Origin of the sequence: Nitrosovibrio sp. Nv17 (assembly GCF_900119085.1) — a bacterium.
In the GTDB taxonomy this organism is placed as follows: Bacteria; Pseudomonadota; Gammaproteobacteria; order Burkholderiales; family Nitrosomonadaceae; genus Nitrosospira.
This window is the reverse complement of the sequence record NZ_FPIQ01000009.1, coordinates 42,600-63,268: the sequence shown is the minus strand read 5'-3', so window position 1 is coordinate 63,268 and position 20,669 is coordinate 42,600. Positions and strand designations below refer to the sequence as shown.

Sequence of the window (20,669 nt, the reverse complement as noted above, 5' to 3'; positions counted from 1 at the left end):
AGACTGGGCACCGCGGAAAAACGCTGCCCGTGTCCCGATGAATCGTGGCAGGGACGGGATGGATGCAGCGCAGCACAACCCATCAAATAGTGCTGCCTCGGATAAGCGATGGGTTGCGTTTCACTCCACCCATCCTACGGATGCTGGAAATCCGTGCCGCCTGCCTCGACAACCAGGGGTAGGATGGGTGGGTGCAGCGCAGCGCAACCCATCATCCCCCACCGTGATTCGCGCCATCCAGCTTTTCAAGCGCAAGGGCTTCAAAAATATACTCCTTGACATCAAAGCCACTGAACCACTTGCACAGACATGCCGAAGTATTATTCTTCGAAACGCCTGCAACCGTCATGGCCGGCCCACCGCTCTTAAGGCGGACCACATCGCCCACGTTGATTTCCGACATGTCATTCTCCCGTATCATCGCGCCCGCCTTCGGAGGCCGGCCTAATAATATCATCCCTGTCCGGGCACTCTCACCCGGGGCACCTGGCCGCGCAGCGATCCGTCGCAAAAACCGTGCGGCATGCGGCCAGGGCGCCCGTGGAAAGGACGATGGACGCCTTCAATACAGGGCGGGGGGATTCCCTTTCCTGTCCACGACGCTCGCCACATGCCCCTCCCACTTCCGGATGATCTGGTTCCATTCACTCGACGCCAGATAGCTGGCCGCCGGGGCGGAAAGATCGAACTCCGGCATGTAGGTTCCGATGACGCCCTTCTCGAGCAGGCCGTCCGCGATGACGCCTTGTTCCCGGATTATCAGCACCGGCAATCCGATCTGGAACGCCATGGCGGGCTCGATGTGGGCATAAGGACTGGTGAGCCACTGATTCCTGATGGTGTATGCATCCGGGGTTCCCGGCTTCACCTGCCCCTCGTTGATCAGGGTTCTGCGGAACGCGATGGTGATGAGTCCGTTGGACTCGAGCATCAGCCGGCGGATCGCCTTCAGGGGCACGTCCATGTCATAGTCGGTGACGCCCAGAGTTCTCGGTTGGAGGCCGCGGCCGGCCAGGTGATCGCAGACCGACTGCACGAAGTCGGCCTGTTCCTGTCGGAAGGGCTTGGGGTAGCTGAGAAAGACGGATGTTTTCACGGGGATCTCCGCAGGGAAGCAGCCTCATTATCGGAGCGACGATGCGCCGCGGCCGCATAATTTCGAGGAAACGTCATATTTCCGCGAAACCGGATCATGACGGTTTCACGAAATGCGGTCAACTCCATCTCGCATTCCCTGCTGCCGGCAGGTAGAATGGGCGCGGGTGTCGGCCGCGCGTCGCGGCGAGACAGGTTCATGCGCCGGTCGGGCCGCCGCGCGGAGTTGCCTCGACCGTGAATCGACATCCGCCACAGCAGGATCCGCCTTCCGCCCGGCGTTTGGACGAGCGCGCCTTCGCCAGGCTCGAACGCCTGCTCCATAGGGAGGCTGTCAGCGGCGTCATGCTGCTGGTCGCCGCGGCGATCGCGCTGATCTGGGCCAACTCCCCCCTGGCCTATGGTTACCACGCGCTCTGGCATACGCCGTTTTCGATCGGGCCGGGCGGCATCCTCTTCTCGCAGCCCCTGCACTTCTGGATCAACGATGCCCTGATGACGGTGTTCTTCCTGGTCGTCGGCATGGAAGTCCGGCGCGAGATCCACGAAGGGGCGCTGGCCCATCCGCGGCAGGCGGCGCTTCCCGTGGCGGCCGCCATGGGAGGCGTGGTCGTCCCCGCCCTGATCTACCTGGGCATAAACCCCGATCCGGCGCGGCAATACGGCTGGGCGGTGCCCACCGCCACCGACATCGCATTCGCCGTGGGCGTGCTGGCGCTGCTGGGCCGGGCTATCCCCGGCACCGTGCGCGTCCTGCTGCTGGCGCTCGTGGTCATCGACGACATCATCGCCGTGCTGATCATCGCATGCTGCTATTCCGGCGGGCTCGATCCCGGCGGATTCGCGGTCGCGGGCGCCGGCATCCTGATGGTGCTGGGCCTGCAGCGGATGGGCAGCGGCTCGGCCTGGGCCTACGTGGCGCCCGGCACGATCCTGTGGGGCGGCCTGCTGATGACCGGCGCCCATCCCGCCCTCGCCGGCGTCGTGCTCGGGTTCATGACGCCGGTGCGACCGTTGCGCATGCGTGAGGGACGGCTGGAGATGATGGCGCGCATCGCCCATGAACTGCCCGGGCACGGTGCCGGCACGGCACAGGACGCCACCCGGTGGGAATCGCTGCCGCCGGTGGTGCGCGTGCAGCGGGCGCTGCGTCCCTGGGTTGCCTGCGGCGTCATGCCCCTGTTCGCACTGGCCAATGCCGGCGTCAGCCTAGGCGGCATCGATCCGTCCGCCGGCGGAGCCGGATGGGCCACGGCCGGTGTCGCGCTCGCCTTGGTCGCCGGCAAGCCGTTGGGGGTGATCGGCGCAAGCTGGCTCGTGGTGCGGATGGGCTGGTGCCGGCTGCCACCCGGCGTGTCATGGAGCGGGATGGTATTGGTCGGCCTGCTCGCGGGCATCGGCTTCACGATGTCCATCTTCATCGCCATGCTCGCCTTTGACGACGCGAACCTGCTGGGCGCGGCCAAGCTCGGCGTTCTGATGGGCTCGCTGGCGGCAGCCCTGCTGGGGCTCGGCTGGGGCATGGTGTACGCCCGGCGGTTGCGATCGGAGGCTGCCCGCGGCGCCGCGGCGTGACGTGCGCGCGGCTATCCCACAGGGATACGGGGGTATCGCGTGCAGTCGCGCAGAGAAACCTATATCTTCAAATCATTGCAAACTGCTATCAAGAGCTGGCCAGATGCGACAGGCCCTCACACTGCCTGCAAGGCTTTCCGCACCGCATCGGGCGCCCGGTTGATAACCAGGAGGTAGGCGCGTGCCGGGCCTTCCGGCTGACGCGAACCCTGCTCCCAATGACGCAGCGTGTTCACCGAGAACCCGAAGCGGCCGGCGAATTCCTCCTGCGTCATGTCGAGCCTCGCCCGGATCGCCTTTACATCGATCCGCTCGGGCACATGTACCCTGTAGACGCTCGCATCGGCTTTGCCTTCGGCATAGGTCACCGCCTCTCGAAGGCCGCGCCGGATGCTGTCTGCAATCTTGCTCATGACATTCTCTTTTTGAATGCTTCCATCAGCAGAGCGATCAACTAGCAGAAATCGTTGCGATCCTGCTGGCTCGGATTAGTTCGCTTGTTCTTGGCGTAAGCAGGTGGGATTCAGGTTACACGTAAGGCTACATGAAAGCCGAAGGGCGAGGCATGCGCCGCCCGCCTCAGGAGTCACTTCACCGGCAGCTTCTCGAGCACCTGGTGCAGGTCCTCCAGGGCCGACCCCATGACGAGGCCGGCGCAGCTGTGGTACAGCCACAATTCGCACCCCACCGGCCGGTGCAGGTCGGTGCGCTCCCTGGTCTGGAACGTCCGCCACGCCAGCACCGGCTGATCCTCCGCATAGCTGTCGACGCACAGCCACACGTCCCGCTCCAGGATCACCTCCAGGCCGCGGTGCCGCTGCAGCGCCACCCGTACCGGCGCGCCCAGCCGAATGATCGCCAGATGACCCCTGTTGTAGCAGGCCGCCTCCATTTCCTTGGGAAAGACGCGCCAGGGGCGCTCCAGCACATCCGTGTCGTACATTATCCCATGAACTCTCTCTTCACGGCCCCTGTTGCGCATCGCCCGCCGGGACCTCGTCGGGCTCGCCTTCCAGGAATACGCGGCTGGCCCTGATGTCTTCCGCCTCGATCGTCATCAGGTCGGTGCTGGTCAATGCCTTCTTCGCGCCGGTGAACAGGCGGTTCGCCTGGCGCAGCCTGGCACGGTCCAGCGCGTTGCGCACCGAGCGGGCATTCGCAAAGTATTCCAGCTTCATGCGCAGGCGGATGTACTCGCCGAACGCGGCCTCCCCTTCGGGACTGAAGCGGTAGTTCTGGCCCGCCAGCATCAGCCTGGCGATCGCCACCAGTTCGTCCGCCCCGTAATCCGGGAAGTCCACGTGGTGCGCGATGCGCGAGCGCATGCCGGGGTTGCTCTGGAAGAATTTGTCCATTCTGTCCTTGTAGCCCGCCAGGATGACGACCAGGTCGTCGCGGTTGTTCTCCATCGTCTGCAGCAGGATCTCGATGGATTCGGCGCCATAGTCGCGTTCGTTCTCCGGTTTATAAAGATAATACGCTTCATCGATGAACAGCACACCCCCCATCGCCTTCTTGATCACTTCCTTGGTCTTCGGCGCGGTGTGGCCGATATACTGGCCGACCAGGTCGTCGCGGGTCACTGACACGAGGTGCCCCTCGCGCACGTAGCCCAGGCGGTGCAGGATCTCGGACATGCGGGAGGCCACCGTGGTCTTGCCGGTCCCAGGGTTCCCGGTGAAACACATGTGCAGGCTCGGCGCCCCCGCGGTCAGCTCCAGTTGCTTGCGCACGCGGTCGACCAGCAGCAGCGCCGCGATTTCATGGATGCGGGTCTTGACCGGCTTCAGCCCTATGAGCTCCTTGTCGAGTTTTTCCAGCACCTCCCGGATGTTGGAGTCGCGAAACTCGGCATCCAGGTCGATCGACACGGTTTCAGCGGCCTTTGGATTCTTGGATTGCTTGGACATATATCGTTAAACCCCGCATCAGGTTATTCCGGAATTCCCGCCGACGGTTCGCATCGCGGCCGGGATTGGATCGGGACAGGCAGGCCGGACTTGGATTCAGGCCCATCATGCGCAAACTCTCCCTTCGCTCGAAGGGAGAGTGCGTTCCCGGCCTGGCCGGCCGGGTGTCCCTGGGTCGTGGGTGCTCCTCCTGAAACACGGGAGCACCCATCTACGGTGGCGCTTCTCAGTACCGGTCTCCCTCGGGTTTGTCGGTCGCATAGGAATGGATTGCGTAGCCGACGCTCCTGCCCGATTTTTCCTCCCGCACCAGATGGAAGCCCGGTTCGTTCTTGGGCCTGTTCACGATGTAGGACATGGTCGGGCTTTCCACCCCGCGCGTGGCATTGAAGGCCGTGACGCGGATGTAGTGGTTCGGGAAGGTCTTGCGGCAGCTGTTGATCTCCATCAGTATCCCTGCGGGATCCTTCAGGTCGAACATCGGGTTGCCGAACATCTCCCAGAAGGTGTTGCGCGGATGGGGATCGTCGGTGTATTCGATCCCGATCGCCCAGCCGTTCTTCAGCGCGTACTTGATCTGCGACGAAATCTGCTTGTCCGTCAGCGGAGGCAGGAAGGAGAACTGGCCCTGCGTGAGCCGGTTGCCTGAATTGGTCATCATGACGATTTGACTCCTCGTGTAAGGTTCTTAGGCGTTGACCGTGGTGGAAGGAACGAAGTCGGCCGTGTCGGTGGATTCGTAGTTGAACGTGACGTCCTTCCATGTATCCAGGGCCAGCTTGAGCGGGGAGCACCACTTGGCCGCCTCGGCAAGGATCTTGGGCCCTTCCGCCACGTAGTCGCGGCCCTCGTTGCGCGCCAGGATCATCGCTTCCAGCGCGACGCGGTTGGCGGTCGCTCCGGCCTGGATGCCCTGCGGGTGCCCGATGGTGCCGCCGCCGAACTGGAGCACCACGTCCTCGCCCAGGTAGTCGAGCAGCTGGTGCATCTGGCCCGCGTGGATGCCGCCCGAGGCGACCGGCATGACCTTGTTGAGGGACGCCCAGTCCTGGTCGAAGAACAGGCCGTGCTCCAGGCTGCGCTCGGTGCGGGTTTCGCGCAGGGTGTCGTAGAACCCCTTGATCATGAGGGGATCGCCCTCGAGCTTGCCGACGACGGTACCGGCATGGATGTGGTCCACGCCCGCCATCCGCATCCACTTGCAGATCACCCGGAAGTTCATGCCGTGATTCTTCTGGCGCGAATAGGTCGAGTTGCCGGCACGGTGCAGGTGCAGGATCATGTCGTTCTTGCGCGCCCACTTGGCCATCGACTGGATCGCCGTGTAGCCGATCACCAGGTCGATCATGACGATGACCGATCCCAGCGACTTCGCGAATTCCGCACGCTCGTACATCTCTTCCATGGTGCCGGCGGTGACGTTCAGGTAATGCCCCTTCACCTCGCCGGTGGCCGCGGCGGCCTTGTTGACGGCTTCCATGCAGAACAGGAAGCGGTCACGCCAGTGCATGAAGGGCTGGGAGTTGATGTTCTCGTCATCCTTCATGAAGTCGAGGCCGCCCTTCAGCCCCTCGTACACCACACGGCCGTAGTTCCTGCCGGAAAGACCCAGCTTGGGCTTGGTGGTGGCGCCCAGCAGCGGGCGGCCGAACTTGTCGAGGCGCTCGCGCTCCACCACGATGCCGGTCGCGGGACCCTGGAAGGTCTTGAGATAGGCGACGGGAATGCGCATGTCCTCCAGCCGCAGGGCCTTGACCGCCTTGAAGCCGAATACGTTGCCGATGATGGAGGCGGTCAGGTTCGCGATCGAGCCTTCCTCGAACAAATCCATGTCATAGGCGATGTAGGCGAAGTACTGCGCCTCGTTGTTGGTGCCGGGGCCGGTGTTGGGCACGAGGTCGGCACGATAGGCCTTGGCGCGGTACAGTTCGCACGCCGTCAACCGGTCGGTCCAGACCACAGTCCAGGTGGCGGTCGAGGATTCGCCGGCCACTGCGGCGGCGGCTTCCTCGGGATCGACGCCCGCCTGCGGCGTGATGCGGAACAGCGCGATCACGTCCGTGTCCTTGGGAACGTAGTCCGGTTCCCAGTACCCCATTTTCTTGTAGGGGATCACACCGGACTTGTAGCGCTCCTTTCCTTCCTTGATGGTTTGAGATGCCATGATTTCCTCCAGGTTCGTAGAAAAACCGCCATGCCCTTTGCTAAAAAGCACTTCCTAAAAGGGTGAGGGAAATAGTAGAATTTAATTACCATAAATAACAATCAAATGTGTCTATGCTAATCATAGTCGCACATCTATGATAAGGAACGCGGATGCGCCATAGCACGCTGCGCCAGCTACAAGTCTTCGAGGCGGTCGCCCGCCTGAAAAGCTTCACCCGCGCTTCCGAGGAATTGTTCCTGACCCAGCCGACGGCCTCGATGCAGGTCAAGAAGCTGGCGGAGGATGTCGGCCTGCCCCTGTTCGAGCAGATCGGCAAGAAGATTTACCTGACGGATGCGGGACACGAACTGCACCGCACCTGCCTGGCCGTGTTCGAACATCTCGACCGCTTCGCGATGATCGCCTCGGACATGAAGGGGCTGAAGGCCGGCAAGCTCCGGCTCGCCGTCGTCACCACGGCGAAGTACTTCGCCTCGCGCCTGCTGGGCATGTTCTGCCAGAAGTACCCCGGGATAGAGGTCGCGCTCAAGGTGACGAATCACGAGCGCGTGCTGGAGCGCCTGATGAGCAACCAGGACGACCTCTACGTCCTGGGCCAGTTGCCGGACGAGGTGGATGCGGTGGCCGAGGCGTTCCTGGACAACCCGCTCGTCGTGCTCGCCTCCGCCAGGCACCCGCTCGCCCATGTCCGGGACATTCCGATCGAGCGTATCGGCGAAGAGCCCTTCATCCTGCGCGAGGCCGGCTCCGGCACGCGCAGGGCGACGGAGCGCTTCTTCTCCCGGCACGACCTGAAGCTGAAGGTGCGGATGGAGCTGGGCAGCAACGAGGCGATCAAGCAGGCGATCATCGGAGGGCTGGGGATTTCGGTGCTGTCGCGCCACGCCCTGGCGCTGGATACGGAGGCGCCCAGGGGCCAGCTGATCCCGCTCGACGTGCAGGGCTTTCCCATCGAGCGCCTCTGGTACTACGCCTACCCCTCGGGCAAGCAGCTGTCCCTCATCGCGCAGGCGTTCCTGGAATACCTGCAGCAGGCGCCCCGCTACCTGGGCGGCCTGTCACGCCATTCCATCGCAGGGAGGCCCCGCCCGTCGCGGCAGGGCGCCGGAGGCGGGAAGGCTCCCTGACCGGGATCTACTTGCAGCGCGTACCGTAGGGAGTACGCTCGTCGCCGGCCCAGGATTCCGCCTCCGGATCCTCGGCCCTGATGGCTGCTGCACGCTTCGAGACATCGTCCGCCTCCTGCTGCCGGCCCGCCCCGGCCAGGGCCAGCGCATGGTCCTCAAGGACGGCGACATAGAAATCCGGCGCCTTCTTGGCGATGATCTGCGGATCCAGTTCGACCAGCACGCGCTCGAAGTATCCGGCGGCTTCGGCGTACTTCTTCTGCGCCAGATTGAGGCGCGCCAGTTCCGCCAGGGAAATGTAGAACACGCCGCCGGACTTCTTGTCCAGGTCGTGGGCCGCCGTGAGCTCCTCCTCCGCCTTGCGGAACTGGCAGGTCACGCCCAGTGCCCGGCCATATTCGTAGTGCAGGACGGCACGGAAGCGGGGACTGGTGTGCGCCAGATTGGCGTCCTCGAACGAGCGCGCGTAGAGGGCGCGGGCACCCTCCCAGTCGCCCCGTTCCCGGGCCGCCGTGGCGGCATCCATGTAGTCCACCACCGACTTCTGGCCGACGGTCGCGCAGCCCGCCAGACCGAGCAGGACAATGGCACCGGAAATCCATCGCTTCATGTGCGTCTCCCCGATTGGATGATAAAGATGTGCCTGGCCTCGCCCCTCCCGACCCGGGGGACGGGAGCGTGGCCGCCAAGCCGGCAGCAAGCATACCACGCGGCGCATTGTGCCGGGTCGCCCGCTGGCGGCCGGGCCGGAACTACCGGGAAACCCGGTGCAGCGTCAGGGAGGTGCCGTCCTTGGCCACCAGGGTGGCGGTGTTGCCGTCGCCCTCCAGCCGGAACGCATCCGCCTCCTTCCCCGAGAAACCCGCGCAGCCGTTGGTATCGTAGGTGAAGCTGCGGATGGTCAGCGCGCCGCCGGCGTCGTGGGTATAGGAGGCGAACTCGACCCCCGGGCCGCCGCAGCTTTCGCGCCCCGCCGCCGCCACGTCCCCGACCGGATCGATCAGCATGTACTTGCCGCTGGGCAGGAATACGTAGAGCGGCGTCTTGATGGCGGCAGGGTCGGATGCCCAGGCGCCGACGATGCCCTTGGGATCGTTCTCCAGCCTGGCGTAGCGGTTCTCCTTGACCTCGGTCTTGATCTCCTCGTGCTCCGAGCTGATCTCGAGCGTCCCGGCGATGTGGAACAATTCCCCGAACAGGCTCTTCTGCTCGCGCTCCCTCTGCACCGTGAAGATGTCCGACGCGATCAGATCCTCGCCGTCGCTGCGGATTCTCCAGTTGGGCCGCGGGTGCGACAGGCCGGCGTGGCGGTTGGTATCGATCGCCAGCTGCGCCGCCACCTTGAATCCCCGCGTATCCGCCTCGGTGAACTTCAGCGTCCCGTACTCCACCCCGGCCGTGCTGACCAGGCTGCCCCCGCAGACGCGGTTGGTATCGCAGGAATCGTCCGGGGTGGCGTCCCCCGCCAGATACTCGCCCGTGCCGTCACGCGAGAAGCGGATGACGGACGTCGCCGTATCGTCCTGCCGAATCCAGATATGGGTGCCGAACCAGCCGACGGCCTGGGCGAGAAAATGGGCGCTGGCCTCCTCCGGCGTCCGCGCCGGCCCGGCTATGCCCGCCGCATCCCGGGCCTTCTGCAGCGCGGGTGAGGCGGCCAGCGCCGAGGGATCGCCTTCCAGGTCGAGCGCGGCGTCCAGCGCCGACGCGGCGGCGGCCGGGATCGAAATGCCGTTGCCCGGATCGCCGTCCGCATCCAGCGACTGGAGCAGCACCAGCAGGTTCGGCAGCCGCTTCTCGCTGCCGTCCGCCAGCTCGATCGGCGTCACGATCGCCGCGCCCTTCGCCTTGCCGAGGCTCAGCCCGCCAAGCTTGAATTCGACCGTGTCCCCGTAGTTGAAATTGAATGCCCCATTTTCATCCGTGGTACCGGAACCGCCCGGGGCGACGTAGGCGACCCCTTCCACCGCACCGTCCAGCAGCCTGCCGGCGCCCGCCCCCGTCTGCGCGCTCCCGCTGCTGGCCCCGCTCTTGCCGCCGCCGGCGGCCGGCGCGGATCCCCCGTTATCGCCGCAGGCGGACAGGCCCACGACGAATGCCAGAGGCATCAAGCGCCGGCACATCCCGCCTTTCTTGTGATTGAATTCCATTCCGGTCATCCTCAGTTGGTCGGCTTCACATACATACTTATTAAATATAGCGCTACCTTATCTAGGTAAAAACAGCATAGAATACATGGACAAATATGCGGAACTGGAGATTCTATCCTTGTTTTTCAAATTATTATGGATTTTTATCGATGGAACCGATGAGTTCTGATCGAAATTCCCAAAAAAACAGGCAATGATACCCGCAACAGCCGCTGTCGGGAAAGGTTCAGCACGACGGCCGGAACATGGTGGCGTCGAAGCTCGGGCGCCGGTGAAGGATAAGGGGGATTTTCGGCATGCATGACCCCGATTCCGCGAACTTCATACATGCACGCTGCCCGAACGGTCCGGGCGTCCGCGACGGCATGAGGCAGGGCGCAGCGCGATTCCAATGGCGGCACGCCGCGACACGCGGAAGCTCACAGCGTATTTTTTCCTTGTATTGATTCAATAAATGTTGTATTATTGAATTATGAATGAAGATCAGGCTGTCTCCGCCCTGAATGCCCTGGCCCATGCCCAGCGGTTGCGCGTATTCCGCGCCCTGGTCGTCGCCGGCGCCGAAGGGCTTACCCCCAGCGTACTGGCCGACCAGCTCGACGTGGCCCGCAACACCTTGTCCTTCCACCTGAAGGAGCTGGCCCATGCCGGCCTGGTCACCATCGAGCAGCAGGGCCGCAACCTGATCTACCGCGCCGACTTCACCCGCATGAACGGGCTGCTCGGCTACCTGACCGAGCACTGCTGCCAGGGCGGCGTGTGCGAGGCCAACGATCCTTCCCGTGCCTGCATGGTCTGCTGAAAGGAACCCACATGAAACGCTTCCACGTCCATCTGCACGTCGATGACCTGAATCGCAGCATCGGCTTCTACTCCCGGCTGTTCGCCGCGCAGCCGGCGCGCGTCGAGGCCGACTACGCGAAATGGATGCTCGAGGACCCGCCGGTCAACTTTGCCATTTCCACGCGCGGCAGCAAACCGGGCATCGATCATCTGGGCATCCAGACCGACGACGCCGAAGAGCTGGCCGCCTTGAAGGCCCGCGCGCAGGCGGTCGACGCGGCCCTGCAGGACGAGGGCATCACGAGCTGCTGCTACGCGCGCAGCGGGAAGCACTGGATCACCGATCCGCAGGGCGTGGCCTGGGAGCATTTTCACACGCTGGGCGACATTCCGGTATTCACCGAGGCGCCCCAATCCGCAGCGGATGCCGCAGCCGCCTGCTGTCCTCCCGACGGTGGCCACGCGTCCGCAAGACCGGCTGCTCCCTGCTGCTGAAGCGAGGCGCGCATGACCATGGAACCCGCTTACAACACACTGTTCATCTGCACCGGCAATTCGGCGCGTTCCATCCTTGCCGAAGGTATCCTCAACGGACTGGGCGGGGAGCGCTTCCGCGCCTTCTCGGCTGGCAGCCGCCCAAAGGGCAAAGTGCATCCGCTGGCCCTTGCCACGCTTGAGCGCCTGCACCTGCCGATCGCGGGCTACCGCAGCAAGTGCTGGGACGAGTTCGGGGCGCCGGGTGCACCGGTGTTCGATTTCATCTTCACCGTGTGCGGCAACGCCGCCGGCGAGTCGTGTCCGCTGTGGCCGGGCAAGCCGGTCTCGGCCCACTGGGGCGTACCCGATCCCGCCGCCGTCGAGGGCAGCGAGGAGCGACAACGCAAGGCGTTCTACGATACAGCCCTCACGCTGCGCCGGCGCATCGAACTGTTCCTGTCGCTACCGCTGAAAAACCTGGATGCCCTGTCACTGCAGCGCAAGCTACACGACATCGGTTGCCAATGAAGGCAACGCGATGAGCGCGGGAACCGATACGGCCGGCCATATGCCGGCAGGCCCCTCCGCCTTGGGCGGGTTCGAGCGTTATCTGAGCGTGTGGGTGGCGTTGTGCATCATCACCGGCATTGCTCTGGGGCAGTTGGCGCCCGATGTGTTCCAGGCCATCGGTCGCATGGAAGTGGCCCAGGTGAACCTGCCCGTAGGCTTGCTGATCTGGATGATGGTGGTGCCCATGCTGCTGAAAGTGGACTTCGGCGCACTCGGCCAGGTCAAGCGATACTGGCGCGGCATCGGCATCACGCTGCTCGTCAACTGGGCGGTCAAACCGTTCTCGATGGCACTGCTGGCATGGATCTTCCTCCGTCATGTCTTCGCTGTCTGGCTGCCGGCCGATCAGATCGACAGCTACATCGCCGGTCTGATCCTGCTGGCCACCGCGCCCTGCACGGCAATGGTGTTCGTCTGGAGCCGGCTGACCGGCGGCGATCCGATATTCACGCTGTCGCAGGTGGCGTTGAACGATCTCATCATGGTGTTCGCCTTCGCGCCGATCGTCGGGCTGCTGCTGGGCCTGTCGTCCATCGCCGTTCCATGGGCGACGCTCCTGACTTCGGTGGTGCTCTATATCGTCATTCCGGTCGTCCTCGCGCAGATCTGGCGCCGGGCGCGGCTGCGCCGCGGCCAGGCCGCGCTTGACCGGGCACTGGCGCGCATCGGTCCGCTGTCCATCGCGGCCCTGCTGCTGACGCTGGTGCTGCTGTTCGCCTTCCAGGGTGAAGCCATCCTGCAGCAGCCACCAATCATCGCCATGCTCGCGGTGCCGATCCTGATCCAGGTATTCTTCAATTCCGCACTCGCCTATTGGCTCAACCGCCAGACGGGTGAGCAACACAGTATCGCCTGCCCGTCGGCGCTGATCGGCGCAAGCAACTTCTTCGAGCTGGCGGTGGCCGCGGCCATCAGCCTGTTCGGCTTCCATTCCGGCGCGGCGCTGGCCACGGTGGTCGGCGTACTGATCGAGGTACCGGTCATGCTGCTGGTCGTGCGCGTGGTCAACCGCTCGCGCGTCTGGTACGAGCGCCGCGCGACCGCTCCGTAATCCCAAAGGGGCTCAAGCTCGATTCTCAGTCTCTGATCGGCATCCATAAAATATTGATCAATTTGACCAAAACGATTAAATACCCCAGACTAATTAAAGAGGAGGGTTTGCATGGACACGATACCGGCTGCCGATGCCAAAACCAATTTCGGGGCGTTGCTCGACAAGGCCCAGCGCGAGCCCGTGACTATTTCCAGGAACGGCCGCGCCGCGGCAGCCCTCATGTCTGCAACCGCTTTCGAGGATCACCAGCGGCTCAAGCTGGAGTTGCTGCGCCAGGAAGTACGTAAGAGCCTCGATGAAATGGAGCGAGGATATGTCCTGTCAGCCGAGCAGGCATTCGCAGAATTCGATGAAGCGCTTGTGGATTGATGCCTCGTTGTGAATTCACCGCAACAGCCATCGAAGATTTACGTGTTTACGCGAAATGGGTCGCTATACGAAGCAGACATGGGGAAACGCGCAAGCACGCCGCTATCGGGAAGAACTCGAATTGGCTCTCAAAAAGCTAAGCTTGTCGCCCCGCATCGGGCTTGAACGAGACGAGATCGCCCCACAGGTACGCTCCTTTACCGTGCCCTCCCACACCGCCTTTTATCTCCCCCAAAGGGATGGGATCACCGTGCTGCGGCTATTGCACCCGGGCATGGATATCGAACGCGCATTCGCTCTTCATACGGAACAGACATGGGAGCGCGAGCGATAGGTCTTCATGTTTCGCAGGAAATAAAGTTCGCTACCTGCTTTCCGCCTCATGGTCGTGTCGGAAAGATGTAGACGAATTCTGGGTAAACCTGGGAGCAATCGTCGACAACTTCGTTGCCGACCAGCCGTACGGCTTGGGGAGTCCAAGCCGCGGCATATCTCGATAAAGGTGTCCCATAGTGAAGACAGGACAGCCTTTCGGTCAAGCGTCATTTTTGGATGCCAGTACCGGCGATTCCGATAAGCTCGACAATCGATTAGCCCCTGTGGAATCAGAGCGCATGTTGTCCCCATGCTCGACCATTGCCACTGCCTATGTCGTCGCGCGATCTCTCTAAAAACCCCGGCGATGAACCGGAATGGAACACGTCCTTCATTTGCAAAAACACCCCGATGGGATTATCATCGCGGCTGCGCGCTGTGGCCGAACCCGAACCGGGCGTCGGGCGGGATACCCGCTTCCGGCAGCAAGGCAGCAGCGGAACGGGCATGCATGGATACCCGTGCGCCGTCACACACCCGAAATTCCGATACCGAAGACGAAGGAGAACCACTTGTCACGTTATACCGGACCGAAACTCAAGGTCATGCGCGCACTCGGCGGCGAACTACCCGGCCTGTCCCGCAAGTCGCTCGAACACCGCAACTATCCCCCCGGCCAGCATGGACAGAAGAACCGCCGCCGCTCCGACTACGCGGTGCGCCTGGCGGAGAAGCAGAAGCTGCGCTTCAACTACGGCTTGACCGAGCGCCAGATTCAGCGCCTGTTCAAGGAAGCCAAGTCGGCCAAGGGCCCAACCGGGGACAAGCTGATCGAACTGCTTGAGCGCCGCCTTGACAATCTGGTGTTCCGTGCCGGGTTCGCGCCCACCGCCGTGGCGGCCCGCCAGCTGGTGCGTCACCGCCACGTGGTGCTCAACGGCCGTTCGGTGAACATCCCCTCGATCCGCGTCAACCCCGGCGACACCGTCGCCCTGACCGAAAAAGGGGCGCGCATTCCCATCGCCGTGGAGAGCCTGGAGACGCCCGCCCTGACGCGGCCGGAATGGATCAATTTCGACGCATCGGCGCACTCGGCCACCGTCACGCGCGTGCCGGCCGCCGACGAGGCGCCCTTCCCGATCGAGGTGCAGCACGTGGTCGAATACTACGCCGTGAGGCTGTAGCGGTACCGCGAATCCGCGCCGTACTTCAGAACCCCGGGCAGTGCCGGCATGCGGCGCACCCGGGGTTCTTTACGTCCGCTAGGCGGTGAAGCCCCCATCGATCGTCAGGCTGGCGCCGGTGACGTAGCCTGCCTCGGGGCCGGCAAGATAGGCCACCATCGCAGCCACCTCGTCGGCAGTCCCGTAGCGCGGCAGCGCCGTCACTTTTTTCAGGGCCTCGGCAAAGTCTCCCTCTGCCGGATTCAGGTCGGTATCGATCGGCCCTGGCTGGATATTGTTGACCGTGATGCCACGGGCGCCCAGATCCCGGGCTAGCCCCTTCACCAGCCCCACGAGCGCGGCCTTGCTCAGGGCATATACGGAGCCTCCCGGAAAGGGGATGCGCTCGGCATTGACGCTGCCGATGTTGATGATCCGTCCATCCGCTTCCATGTGGCGCACGGCCGCCTGCGTGGCCAGAAACACGGCACGCACGTTCACCGCCAGGACGCGGTCGAAATCCTCGATGGAATAGTCGTCCAGCGGCGTGATCACGGCAATGCCGGCGTTGTTCACCAGGATGTCGAGTCCATTGAATTCCGCCGCCGCCCGTTCCACCGCCGCCACCACCGCCGCGCCATCCGCACTGTCGGCCTGGATCGCGAGCGCGCGCACGCCGAGCGCGCGCGCAGCCGCCACCACCTCGTCCGCTGCATCGGGGCGGCTGACGTAGGTCAGCGCCACGTCGGCGCCCTCGCGCGCGAGGCGCCTGACGATGGCCGCGCCGATGCCGCGGCTGCCGCCGGTGACCAGCGCGCGTTTGCCTTGAAGCGTCGTGCCCATGGTTTCCTCCTGTCGACCGGACATGTCGGCATTCATGCATTGAAATGGCCAGGCGGCGCATCGCACGCCCGGCACCGTGTCAGGGCCGTATCATGCCCGTACGCCGCGGCTCCACCAGAAAGGCGCTCTCCCGCAGCCAGCTCAGCCCACGCGCCTGGAAACGCGGCTCGCCGGACAGGATATCCTGTTGCACGAGCAGGCGCACGTCGCCATGGCCACCGTAGAGCGCCTCCACCTCGGCGGCGGAGACCGCGAACGGCGGCCCTTCCATTTCCGGCTGGGGATAGTCCAGCGTCACCAGCAGGATGGGGGCAGCGGACGGCAGGATGCGCAGCAGGTGACCCGCATAGCGCGCGCGCTCCCCGGGCGGCAGTGCGATCAGCGCGGCGCGGTCGTACACCGCGCGCGTCCCGGCCAGGTGGGTGTCCGTCAGGTCGAAGCAGTCGCCCCGGAGCAGGCGGATGCCGTCCGCCTCGAACACCTCGAACGCCTCGAATCCTCCATCTTCGCCGTCTCCCGCCAAGGGGATGCGGCGCGGCGCCAGGCCGGCCTCCTCGAAGAACGCCCGGATTGCGACGCCGCTCAATTCCACGCCCAGCACCCGGCATCCCTGCCGGCGCAGCCACAGCATGTCGCCGGTCTTGCCGCACAACGGCACGAACACCTCGTCGCCGGGGCCGCACCTCAGCCGCGGCCAGAACCGCTGCAACGAGGCGTTGATCGCCTCCTGATGGAATCCGGTCTCCCCGCGCTCCCAGCGCGCGAGCCAGTAGTCCCCGCTCATCGTGCGTGGGCACGTTCGCCGAACCCGGCGGCGAGGTCGTGCAGCAGGGAGCGGTAGATGCCGTCCATGTAGGCCACGCCCGCGTCGCCGCCGGCTTCCCACGAGCCCGACCATTCGGCGAACGTCGCATCCGCGGCCGTCACGGGCAGCAGGTGCAGCGTCCCCACGTAGTTCCGTATCTCGCGCGGCGAGATCGGCGAGGGCGCATCGTCGATGGTGTACACGATCCGCCGCTCCAGGGCGCTGTAGCCGACCAGGGTGTCCAGGAACACGCCGTTCAGCAGGCGCCGGGCGCCGACGGTGGCGCCGTCGCCTTCGCCCACCTTCTCGCATGAGGCGATCAGCGTGGGCGCCCACGAAAAATCGTGGAAGTCGCGGATGCGCGCCCATACCTCCTCCACCGGGGCGGGCACGACGATCGAATTGTAGACCCGGGGCATGGAATCACGCGATCCGGCTGGAAAATCCATCCGGAAACCCATGGAAAGAACCGCATGATGGCATGGTTTCACGCATGTTCGCCGAATTTGAGCAGATTTCCATGGCAATCGATCACGTACAGTTCCTTCATCCCCCAGGCGCGCACCACGGGCGGCCGCAATTTCAATCCCCGGGCGGTGAACTCCTGGAACAGGCTGTCGGTATCGCCGGTACGGACATAGCAACTGGTATGCTCGGCGATGCGCCGCTCATTGCACCGCCAGAAATGGATCTCCGCCCCGTCGCGGCGGACGATGGCATAGTCCTCCATCCTCAGCGCCTCGCCGAACCCCAGATGACCGGTATAAAAGTCGAGCGTCTCCGCGATATCGAGCGACGCCAGCACGGGCACGGTGGACTGGATCAGGGGAACCGCGCCCTCCGCCGGGCGGGATGGGCCGCCTGCGCTCATGGCGCAGCCTCCAGCTGCCTCCACAGGCACCTGCCCCTGCTTTCGCGCTCGATCATCTCCAGCTGCTGCGCATGGGCCGCCTGCTCCTCGGCACTGGCCGGCAGCACCGCCAGCGGCAGCGTGCGCAGATCGGCCATCATCTCGAACGCGGAGGGAGCCTCCAGCTCCATCAGCAGGCTGTCCTGTCCGCGCGTCATGGCGAGGTAGACCTCCGCCAGGAGTTCCGCATCCAGCAGCGCGCCATGGAGGGTGCGGCGGGAGTTGTCGACCTCGTAGCGCTCGCACAGCACGTCCAGGCTGTTGCGCTTGCCGGGATGCAGTTCCTTCGCCATCTTCAGGGTATCGGTGATCGCGTGGCAGTAATTCTCCAGCGGCTTCAGCTCCGCCCGCTCCAGCTCGTGGTCGAGAAAGGCGACGTCGAAACCGGCGTTGTGCATGATCAGCTCCGCCCCCTCGATGAAGCCCAGCAGGTCCGCAGCCACATCCTGGAACCTGGGCTTGTCCGCGAGGAACTCGAGATTCAGGCCGTGCACCTGCAGGGCGCCCTCGTCGATCTCCCGCTCGGGATTGAGGTAGCGATGGAACCGGTTTCCCGTCAGCCGGCGGCCCAGCATCTCCACCGCCGCGAACTCGATGATGCGGTGGCCCTGCCTGGGCTCCAGGCCGGTGGTTTCGGTATCGATGAAGATCTGGCGCATGGCCTGGATTCCTTCCGGTATGCGGGGGCCTGGAGGCCGGTGTTCGGCCTATCTGCCCAGGATCGAATCCACCCCGCGGTTGGCAAGCCGGTCCGCGTGCTCGTTGCCGGCGTGGCCGGCGTGCCCCCGCACCCACAGCCAGCTGATCTCGTGCTGCTGCGCCAGCGCGTCGAGCTGCCGCCACAGATCGTCGTTCTTCACCGGCTTCCTGTCGGCGGTGCGCCAGTCGCGCCGTTTCCAGGCGTGGATCCATTCGCTGATGCCCTTCTGCACGTACTGGGAATCGGTGTGCAGCCGCACCGCGCAGGGCTGCTTCAGCGCTTCCAGCGCGCGGATGACTGCCAGCAGCTCCATGCGGTTGTTGGTAGTCGTGGCCTCGCCGCCGAACAATTCCCGCTGATGGCCATTGCAGCGCAGCAGCGCGCCCCAGCCTCCCGCGCCCGGATTGCCCTTGCAGGCGCCGTCCGTGAAGATTTCCACCACTTCGTCCTTCACGCCCGCATCCTCCGCCCGCGCGTAGCGCGCGCCTGCGCTTCGGTCGGCGCGATGCCGGCGCGCGCGGCCAGGCGCGGCCCATCCTCGGGCGCGCCGCCGCCGAGCTTCTGCGCGATCGGCGCCATCCCCCGCCGCGCCGCCCTCACTTCCTTCCACTCGGGCTTGATGACGCGCATGCCATGCACGCGCTTGACGGCCGTGAGGAAGTAGATGCCCCCGGAAAACGGCCACCAGCGCTCACCCGCCGCTTCCATGAACCCGGCCCGCCGCAGCCACTTCTCCTGGCTGAAGGGCGGCGCGTAGCAGCACAGGCGATCGGCGGTGATCTCGAAATCCAGCAACGTCAGCCAGTCCTTGAGCCGCGGCAGTGCGATGAAACGGCCATGCCAGGGGAATCCCTCGCCGGCCGAGGGACGCCCGGATCGATGAGGGGACACCAGGTTGCCGCGCCAGGGAAGGCGCGCGCCCACCGACCCGAGGATCCTGCGCATCCCCCAGAGGCTGCGGGGATTGAAGCCGCAGACGATGACATGTCCCTCCGGCATCAGCACGCGCTGCACCTCCCGCAGGATCTGGTGAGGGTTGGCGCTGAATTCGAGCACGTGCGGCAGCAGCACCAGATCCAGGCTGTTCGTCTCGATCGGCAGGAATTCGGGTGCCGCCCGCAGGGCTGCGCCTTCCTCGAGGGCGGCGCAGAACTGCAGCGGCATGCGGTTGGAACGCAGGAAATCGTACTGCGGGAAGCCTATCTGCATCGCATTGTAGCCGAACACGTCCGCGACCACCTGGTCGAAATGGCCGCGCTCCCGCTCCAGCAGGTACTGCCCCAGACAGGTATCGAACCATTCCAGCGCGTTTCGTGTTGCCATGAGGGATGAAGTCAGAGAAACGTCCGTTCGTGAATGGTGCCTATGAGACCTGCTACACTGCGATCTGTCAACCCGCGCCGACCCGCGACTTTTTTCCGACATGCCGCACATCGCCGCCGTTCCCGCGCTGAGGGACAATTATATCTGGATTATCCGCGACCGCCGCCATGCAGTGGCGGTGGATCCCGGCGACGCGGCGCCCCTGCTCGGCTACCTGCGGCGGGAGCGGCTCGATCTGGCCGCCATCCTCGTCACCCACCGCCATCACGACCACGCCGGCGGCATCCCCGCGCTGCTGCAGGCCGGCCCGGTGCCGGTGTACGGCCCCGCACGCGAAGTCGTGCCCGGCGTCACGCACCCTGTCCGGGAGATGGCGGAAGACGGCTGCCGGGACGACGGCGATGCGATCGGCGAAGTCCACGTCCCGGAGCTTTCCCTGCGCCTGCGGGTGCTCGACATCCCGGGCCACACCCTGGGACATGTCGCCTATCATGGCGCGGGCTGGCTGTTCAGCGGCGATACGCTGTTCGCCTGCGGCTGCGGGCGGGTATTCGAGGGCACTGCCGGACAGATGGCCGCCTCCCTGCAAAAACTGGCGGACCTGCCGGACGAGACCGGCGTCTATTGCGGCCACGAGTATACCCTGGCCAACATCCGTTTCGCCCGAACGGTGGAGCCCGGCAACCTGGCCCTGATCGAACGCGAGGCAGTGGCGCAGGCGCAGCGCCGGGCGGAGCTTCCCACCCTGCCTTCCACCCTCGCGCTGGAGCGGGCCACCAATCCGTTCCTGCGCTGCGACCAGCCGGAGGTCATCCGCAGCGCCAGTGCCTACGCGGGTACGCCGCTCACCGATGCGGTGCACGTTTTCGCAGCGCTGCGCGAGTGGAAGAATCGATCCTGACCCGCCCGCCGCCTTCCGCGGGGAATGATGGGTTACGCTACGCTCCACCCATCCTACGGGAAAAGGCAGAGCATTCAAACCATGAATTTGTAGGGTGGGTGGAGCGGAGCGCAACCCACCGGATTCATGAAATCAACGGGCCAAGGACGAAACGGAAAAAGATGATGGGTTACGCATTGCTCCATCCATCGTATATTTGATCGACGGCGAGAGACAAAGAGATGATGGGTTGCGCTACGCTCCACCCATCCTACGGAAAAAGCAAAGCATTCAAACCATGAATTTGTAGGGTGGGTGGAGCGCAGCGCAACCCACCGGATTCATGAAATCAACGGGCCAAGGACGAAACAAAAAAGGATGATGGGTTGCGCATTGCTCCATCCATCGTATATTTGATCGACGGCGAGAGACAAAGAGATGATGGGTTGCGCT

Annotated in this window: 26 protein-coding genes; 10 read left to right on the top strand and 16 right to left on the bottom strand. The window is 64.5% G+C overall.

Going from position 1 to position 20,669, the window contains the following annotated elements:
• Positions 1-211: 211 nt before the first annotated feature.
• Both BT108_RS07020 and BT108_RS07015 read right to left on the bottom strand, forming a co-directional pair.
• Positions 212-403, bottom strand: a complete 192-nt coding sequence (locus BT108_RS07020) for a YodC family protein (protein WP_177257269.1) — start codon at positions 401-403, stop codon at positions 212-214.
• Between the two features lie 159 nt (positions 404-562).
• Positions 563-1,096, bottom strand: coding sequence for a hypothetical protein (locus BT108_RS07015; protein WP_072293825.1), 534 nt, complete (start codon positions 1,094-1,096; stop codon positions 563-565).
• A 236-nt stretch (positions 1,097-1,332) separates the two neighbouring features.
• Here BT108_RS07015 and nhaA point away from each other — a divergent pair, with 236 nt between their 5' ends.
• A complete protein-coding gene (nhaA, locus tag BT108_RS07010; RefSeq protein ID WP_072293824.1) occupies positions 1,333-2,670 on the top strand; it encodes a Na+/H+ antiporter NhaA in 1,338 nt (445 codons plus the stop codon).
• A gap of 116 nt (positions 2,671-2,786) precedes the next feature.
• Here nhaA and BT108_RS07005 read toward each other — a convergent pair whose 3' ends face one another.
• From BT108_RS07005 to BT108_RS06985, 5 genes are all read right to left on the bottom strand, one after another.
• A complete protein-coding gene (locus BT108_RS07005; protein ID WP_072293823.1) occupies positions 2,787-3,083 on the bottom strand; it encodes a helix-turn-helix domain-containing protein in 297 nt (98 codons plus the stop codon).
• 173 nt (positions 3,084-3,256) lie between these two features.
• Positions 3,257-3,613, bottom strand: a complete 357-nt coding sequence (locus BT108_RS07000) for a hypothetical protein (protein WP_072293822.1) — start codon at positions 3,611-3,613, stop codon at positions 3,257-3,259.
• Positions 3,614-3,632: 19 nt separating this feature from the next.
• Positions 3,633-4,580, bottom strand: a complete 948-nt coding sequence (cbbX, locus tag BT108_RS06995) for a CbbX protein (RefSeq protein WP_072293821.1) — start codon at positions 4,578-4,580, stop codon at positions 3,633-3,635.
• Positions 4,581-4,806: 226 nt separating this feature from the next.
• Positions 4,807-5,241 carry a ribulose bisphosphate carboxylase small subunit gene (locus BT108_RS06990; protein WP_072293820.1) on the bottom strand — a complete coding sequence of 145 codons (435 nt, stop codon included), beginning with the start codon at positions 5,239-5,241 and terminating at the stop codon, positions 4,807-4,809.
• A gap of 27 nt (positions 5,242-5,268) precedes the next feature.
• Positions 5,269-6,744, bottom strand: a complete 1,476-nt coding sequence (locus tag BT108_RS06985; protein ID WP_072293819.1) for a ribulose-bisphosphate carboxylase large subunit — start codon at positions 6,742-6,744, stop codon at positions 5,269-5,271.
• Between the two features lie 152 nt (positions 6,745-6,896).
• Between BT108_RS06985 and BT108_RS06980 the strand changes: the two genes are divergently transcribed.
• Entirely contained in the window at positions 6,897-7,874 is a 978-nt protein-coding gene (locus BT108_RS06980; protein ID WP_072293818.1) for a LysR family transcriptional regulator, read from the top strand.
• A 7-nt stretch (positions 7,875-7,881) separates the two neighbouring features.
• Here BT108_RS06980 and BT108_RS06975 read toward each other — a convergent pair whose 3' ends face one another.
• Together BT108_RS06975 and BT108_RS06970 are read right to left on the bottom strand one after the other, a co-directional pair.
• Positions 7,882-8,484 carry a tetratricopeptide repeat protein gene (locus BT108_RS06975; RefSeq protein ID WP_072293817.1) on the bottom strand — a complete coding sequence of 201 codons (603 nt, stop codon included), beginning with the start codon at positions 8,482-8,484 and terminating at the stop codon, positions 7,882-7,884.
• Positions 8,485-8,626: 142 nt separating this feature from the next.
• On the bottom strand, positions 8,627-10,024 hold the full coding sequence (locus tag BT108_RS06970; protein WP_072293816.1) for an adhesin: 1,398 nt from the start codon (positions 10,022-10,024) through the stop codon (positions 8,627-8,629).
• A gap of 472 nt (positions 10,025-10,496) precedes the next feature.
• Here BT108_RS06970 and BT108_RS06965 point away from each other — a divergent pair, with 472 nt between their 5' ends.
• The 7 genes from BT108_RS06965 to rpsD all read left to right on the top strand — a co-directional run bounded on the left by BT108_RS06965 (position 10,497) and on the right by rpsD (position 14,776).
• Entirely contained in the window at positions 10,497-10,826 is a 330-nt protein-coding gene (locus BT108_RS06965) for an ArsR/SmtB family transcription factor (RefSeq protein ID WP_072293815.1), read from the top strand.
• Positions 10,827-10,837: 11 nt separating this feature from the next.
• Positions 10,838-11,302: an ArsI/CadI family heavy metal resistance metalloenzyme gene (locus BT108_RS06960; protein WP_072293814.1), complete on the top strand. Its 465-nt coding sequence runs from the start codon at positions 10,838-10,840 to the stop codon at positions 11,300-11,302.
• 12 nt (positions 11,303-11,314) lie between these two features.
• Positions 11,315-11,812 carry an arsenate reductase ArsC gene (locus BT108_RS06955; RefSeq protein WP_072293813.1) on the top strand — a complete coding sequence of 166 codons (498 nt, stop codon included), beginning with the start codon at positions 11,315-11,317 and terminating at the stop codon, positions 11,810-11,812.
• A gap of 10 nt (positions 11,813-11,822) precedes the next feature.
• Positions 11,823-12,905, top strand: coding sequence for an ACR3 family arsenite efflux transporter (gene arsB / locus BT108_RS06950; protein ID WP_072293812.1), 1,083 nt, complete (start codon positions 11,823-11,825; stop codon positions 12,903-12,905).
• A 111-nt stretch (positions 12,906-13,016) separates the two neighbouring features.
• Positions 13,017-13,277, top strand: a complete 261-nt coding sequence (locus tag BT108_RS06945; RefSeq protein ID WP_072293811.1) for a type II toxin-antitoxin system Phd/YefM family antitoxin — start codon at positions 13,017-13,019, stop codon at positions 13,275-13,277.
• A gap of 55 nt (positions 13,278-13,332) precedes the next feature.
• Complete coding sequence (locus BT108_RS14305) at positions 13,333-13,611, top strand: type II toxin-antitoxin system RelE/ParE family toxin (RefSeq protein WP_072293810.1); 279 nt, start codon at positions 13,333-13,335, stop codon at positions 13,609-13,611.
• Between the two features lie 553 nt (positions 13,612-14,164).
• Positions 14,165-14,776: a 30S ribosomal protein S4 gene (gene rpsD / locus BT108_RS06935; RefSeq protein ID WP_072293809.1), complete on the top strand. Its 612-nt coding sequence runs from the start codon at positions 14,165-14,167 to the stop codon at positions 14,774-14,776.
• Positions 14,777-14,854: 78 nt separating this feature from the next.
• Here rpsD and BT108_RS06930 read toward each other — a convergent pair whose 3' ends face one another.
• The 7 genes from BT108_RS06930 to BT108_RS06900 all read right to left on the bottom strand — a co-directional run bounded on the left by BT108_RS06930 (position 14,855) and on the right by BT108_RS06900 (position 19,336).
• Positions 14,855-15,622, bottom strand: a complete 768-nt coding sequence (locus tag BT108_RS06930) for a 3-oxoacyl-ACP reductase family protein (RefSeq protein ID WP_255369648.1) — start codon at positions 15,620-15,622, stop codon at positions 14,855-14,857.
• A 55-nt stretch (positions 15,623-15,677) separates the two neighbouring features.
• Positions 15,678-16,382 (bottom strand): thiopurine S-methyltransferase, encoded by a 705-nt coding sequence (locus BT108_RS06925; RefSeq protein ID WP_072293808.1) that lies wholly within the window; start codon positions 16,380-16,382, stop codon positions 15,678-15,680.
• Positions 16,379-16,822, bottom strand: coding sequence for an SRPBCC family protein (locus BT108_RS06920; protein ID WP_072293864.1), 444 nt, complete (start codon positions 16,820-16,822; stop codon positions 16,379-16,381). Before BT108_RS06920 ends, BT108_RS06925 begins: the two co-directional genes overlap by 4 nt.
• 68 nt (positions 16,823-16,890) lie before the next feature.
• Complete coding sequence (locus BT108_RS06915) at positions 16,891-17,274, bottom strand: bleomycin resistance protein (protein WP_072293807.1); 384 nt, start codon at positions 17,272-17,274, stop codon at positions 16,891-16,893.
• Positions 17,271-17,972 carry a DNA polymerase III subunit epsilon gene (dnaQ, locus tag BT108_RS06910; protein ID WP_072293806.1) on the bottom strand — a complete coding sequence of 234 codons (702 nt, stop codon included), beginning with the start codon at positions 17,970-17,972 and terminating at the stop codon, positions 17,271-17,273. The genes BT108_RS06915 and dnaQ overlap by 4 nt, the downstream gene beginning before the upstream one ends.
• Before the next feature lie 48 nt (positions 17,973-18,020).
• Positions 18,021-18,467, bottom strand: coding sequence for a ribonuclease HI (gene rnhA / locus BT108_RS06905; RefSeq protein WP_072293805.1), 447 nt, complete (start codon positions 18,465-18,467; stop codon positions 18,021-18,023).
• A complete protein-coding gene (locus BT108_RS06900) occupies positions 18,464-19,336 on the bottom strand; it encodes a class I SAM-dependent methyltransferase (protein WP_072293804.1) in 873 nt (290 codons plus the stop codon). Before BT108_RS06900 ends, rnhA begins: the two co-directional genes overlap by 4 nt.
• Before the next feature lie 100 nt (positions 19,337-19,436).
• Between BT108_RS06900 and gloB the strand changes: the two genes are divergently transcribed.
• Positions 19,437-20,237, top strand: a complete 801-nt coding sequence (gloB, locus tag BT108_RS06895) for a hydroxyacylglutathione hydrolase (RefSeq protein ID WP_072293803.1) — start codon at positions 19,437-19,439, stop codon at positions 20,235-20,237.
• Positions 20,238-20,669 lie beyond the last annotated feature (432 nt).

Coding starts and splice junctions, on each gene's coding strand:
- gloB (WP_072293803.1), top strand. CDS start 19,437: ATGCCGCACATCGCCGCCGTTCCCGCGCTGAGGGACAATTATATCTGG.
- BT108_RS07005 (WP_072293823.1), bottom strand. CDS start 3,083: ATGAGCAAGATTGCAGACAGCATCCGGCGCGGCCTTCGAGAGGCGGTG.
- cbbX (WP_072293821.1), bottom strand. CDS start 4,580: ATGTCCAAGCAATCCAAGAATCCAAAGGCCGCTGAAACCGTGTCGATC.
- BT108_RS06915 (WP_072293807.1), bottom strand. CDS start 17,274: ATGAGCGCAGGCGGCCCATCCCGCCCGGCGGAGGGCGCGGTTCCCCTG.
- BT108_RS06920 (WP_072293864.1), bottom strand. CDS start 16,822: ATGCCCCGGGTCTACAATTCGATCGTCGTGCCCGCCCCGGTGGAGGAG.
- BT108_RS06980 (WP_072293818.1), top strand. CDS start 6,897: ATGCGCCATAGCACGCTGCGCCAGCTACAAGTCTTCGAGGCGGTCGCC.
- BT108_RS06925 (WP_072293808.1), bottom strand. CDS start 16,382: ATGAGCGGGGACTACTGGCTCGCGCGCTGGGAGCGCGGGGAGACCGGA.
- BT108_RS06990 (WP_072293820.1), bottom strand. CDS start 5,241: ATGATGACCAATTCAGGCAACCGGCTCACGCAGGGCCAGTTCTCCTTC.
- BT108_RS06945 (WP_072293811.1), top strand. CDS start 13,017: ATGGACACGATACCGGCTGCCGATGCCAAAACCAATTTCGGGGCGTTG.
- BT108_RS06975 (WP_072293817.1), bottom strand. CDS start 8,484: ATGAAGCGATGGATTTCCGGTGCCATTGTCCTGCTCGGTCTGGCGGGC.
- BT108_RS07000 (WP_072293822.1), bottom strand. CDS start 3,613: ATGTACGACACGGATGTGCTGGAGCGCCCCTGGCGCGTCTTTCCCAAG.
- BT108_RS06930 (WP_255369648.1), bottom strand. CDS start 15,622: ATGTCCGGTCGACAGGAGGAAACCATGGGCACGACGCTTCAAGGCAAA.
- BT108_RS06960 (WP_072293814.1), top strand. CDS start 10,838: ATGAAACGCTTCCACGTCCATCTGCACGTCGATGACCTGAATCGCAGC.
- BT108_RS06900 (WP_072293804.1), bottom strand. CDS start 19,336: ATGGCAACACGAAACGCGCTGGAATGGTTCGATACCTGTCTGGGGCAG.
- BT108_RS06965 (WP_072293815.1), top strand. CDS start 10,497: ATGAATGAAGATCAGGCTGTCTCCGCCCTGAATGCCCTGGCCCATGCC.
- arsB (WP_072293812.1), top strand. CDS start 11,823: ATGAGCGCGGGAACCGATACGGCCGGCCATATGCCGGCAGGCCCCTCC.
- BT108_RS06955 (WP_072293813.1), top strand. CDS start 11,315: ATGACCATGGAACCCGCTTACAACACACTGTTCATCTGCACCGGCAAT.
- dnaQ (WP_072293806.1), bottom strand. CDS start 17,972: ATGCGCCAGATCTTCATCGATACCGAAACCACCGGCCTGGAGCCCAGG.
- BT108_RS06985 (WP_072293819.1), bottom strand. CDS start 6,744: ATGGCATCTCAAACCATCAAGGAAGGAAAGGAGCGCTACAAGTCCGGT.
- BT108_RS14305 (WP_072293810.1), top strand. CDS start 13,333: ATGGGTCGCTATACGAAGCAGACATGGGGAAACGCGCAAGCACGCCGC.
- BT108_RS07020 (WP_177257269.1), bottom strand. CDS start 403: ATGTCGGAAATCAACGTGGGCGATGTGGTCCGCCTTAAGAGCGGTGGG.
- BT108_RS06970 (WP_072293816.1), bottom strand. CDS start 10,024: ATGGAATTCAATCACAAGAAAGGCGGGATGTGCCGGCGCTTGATGCCT.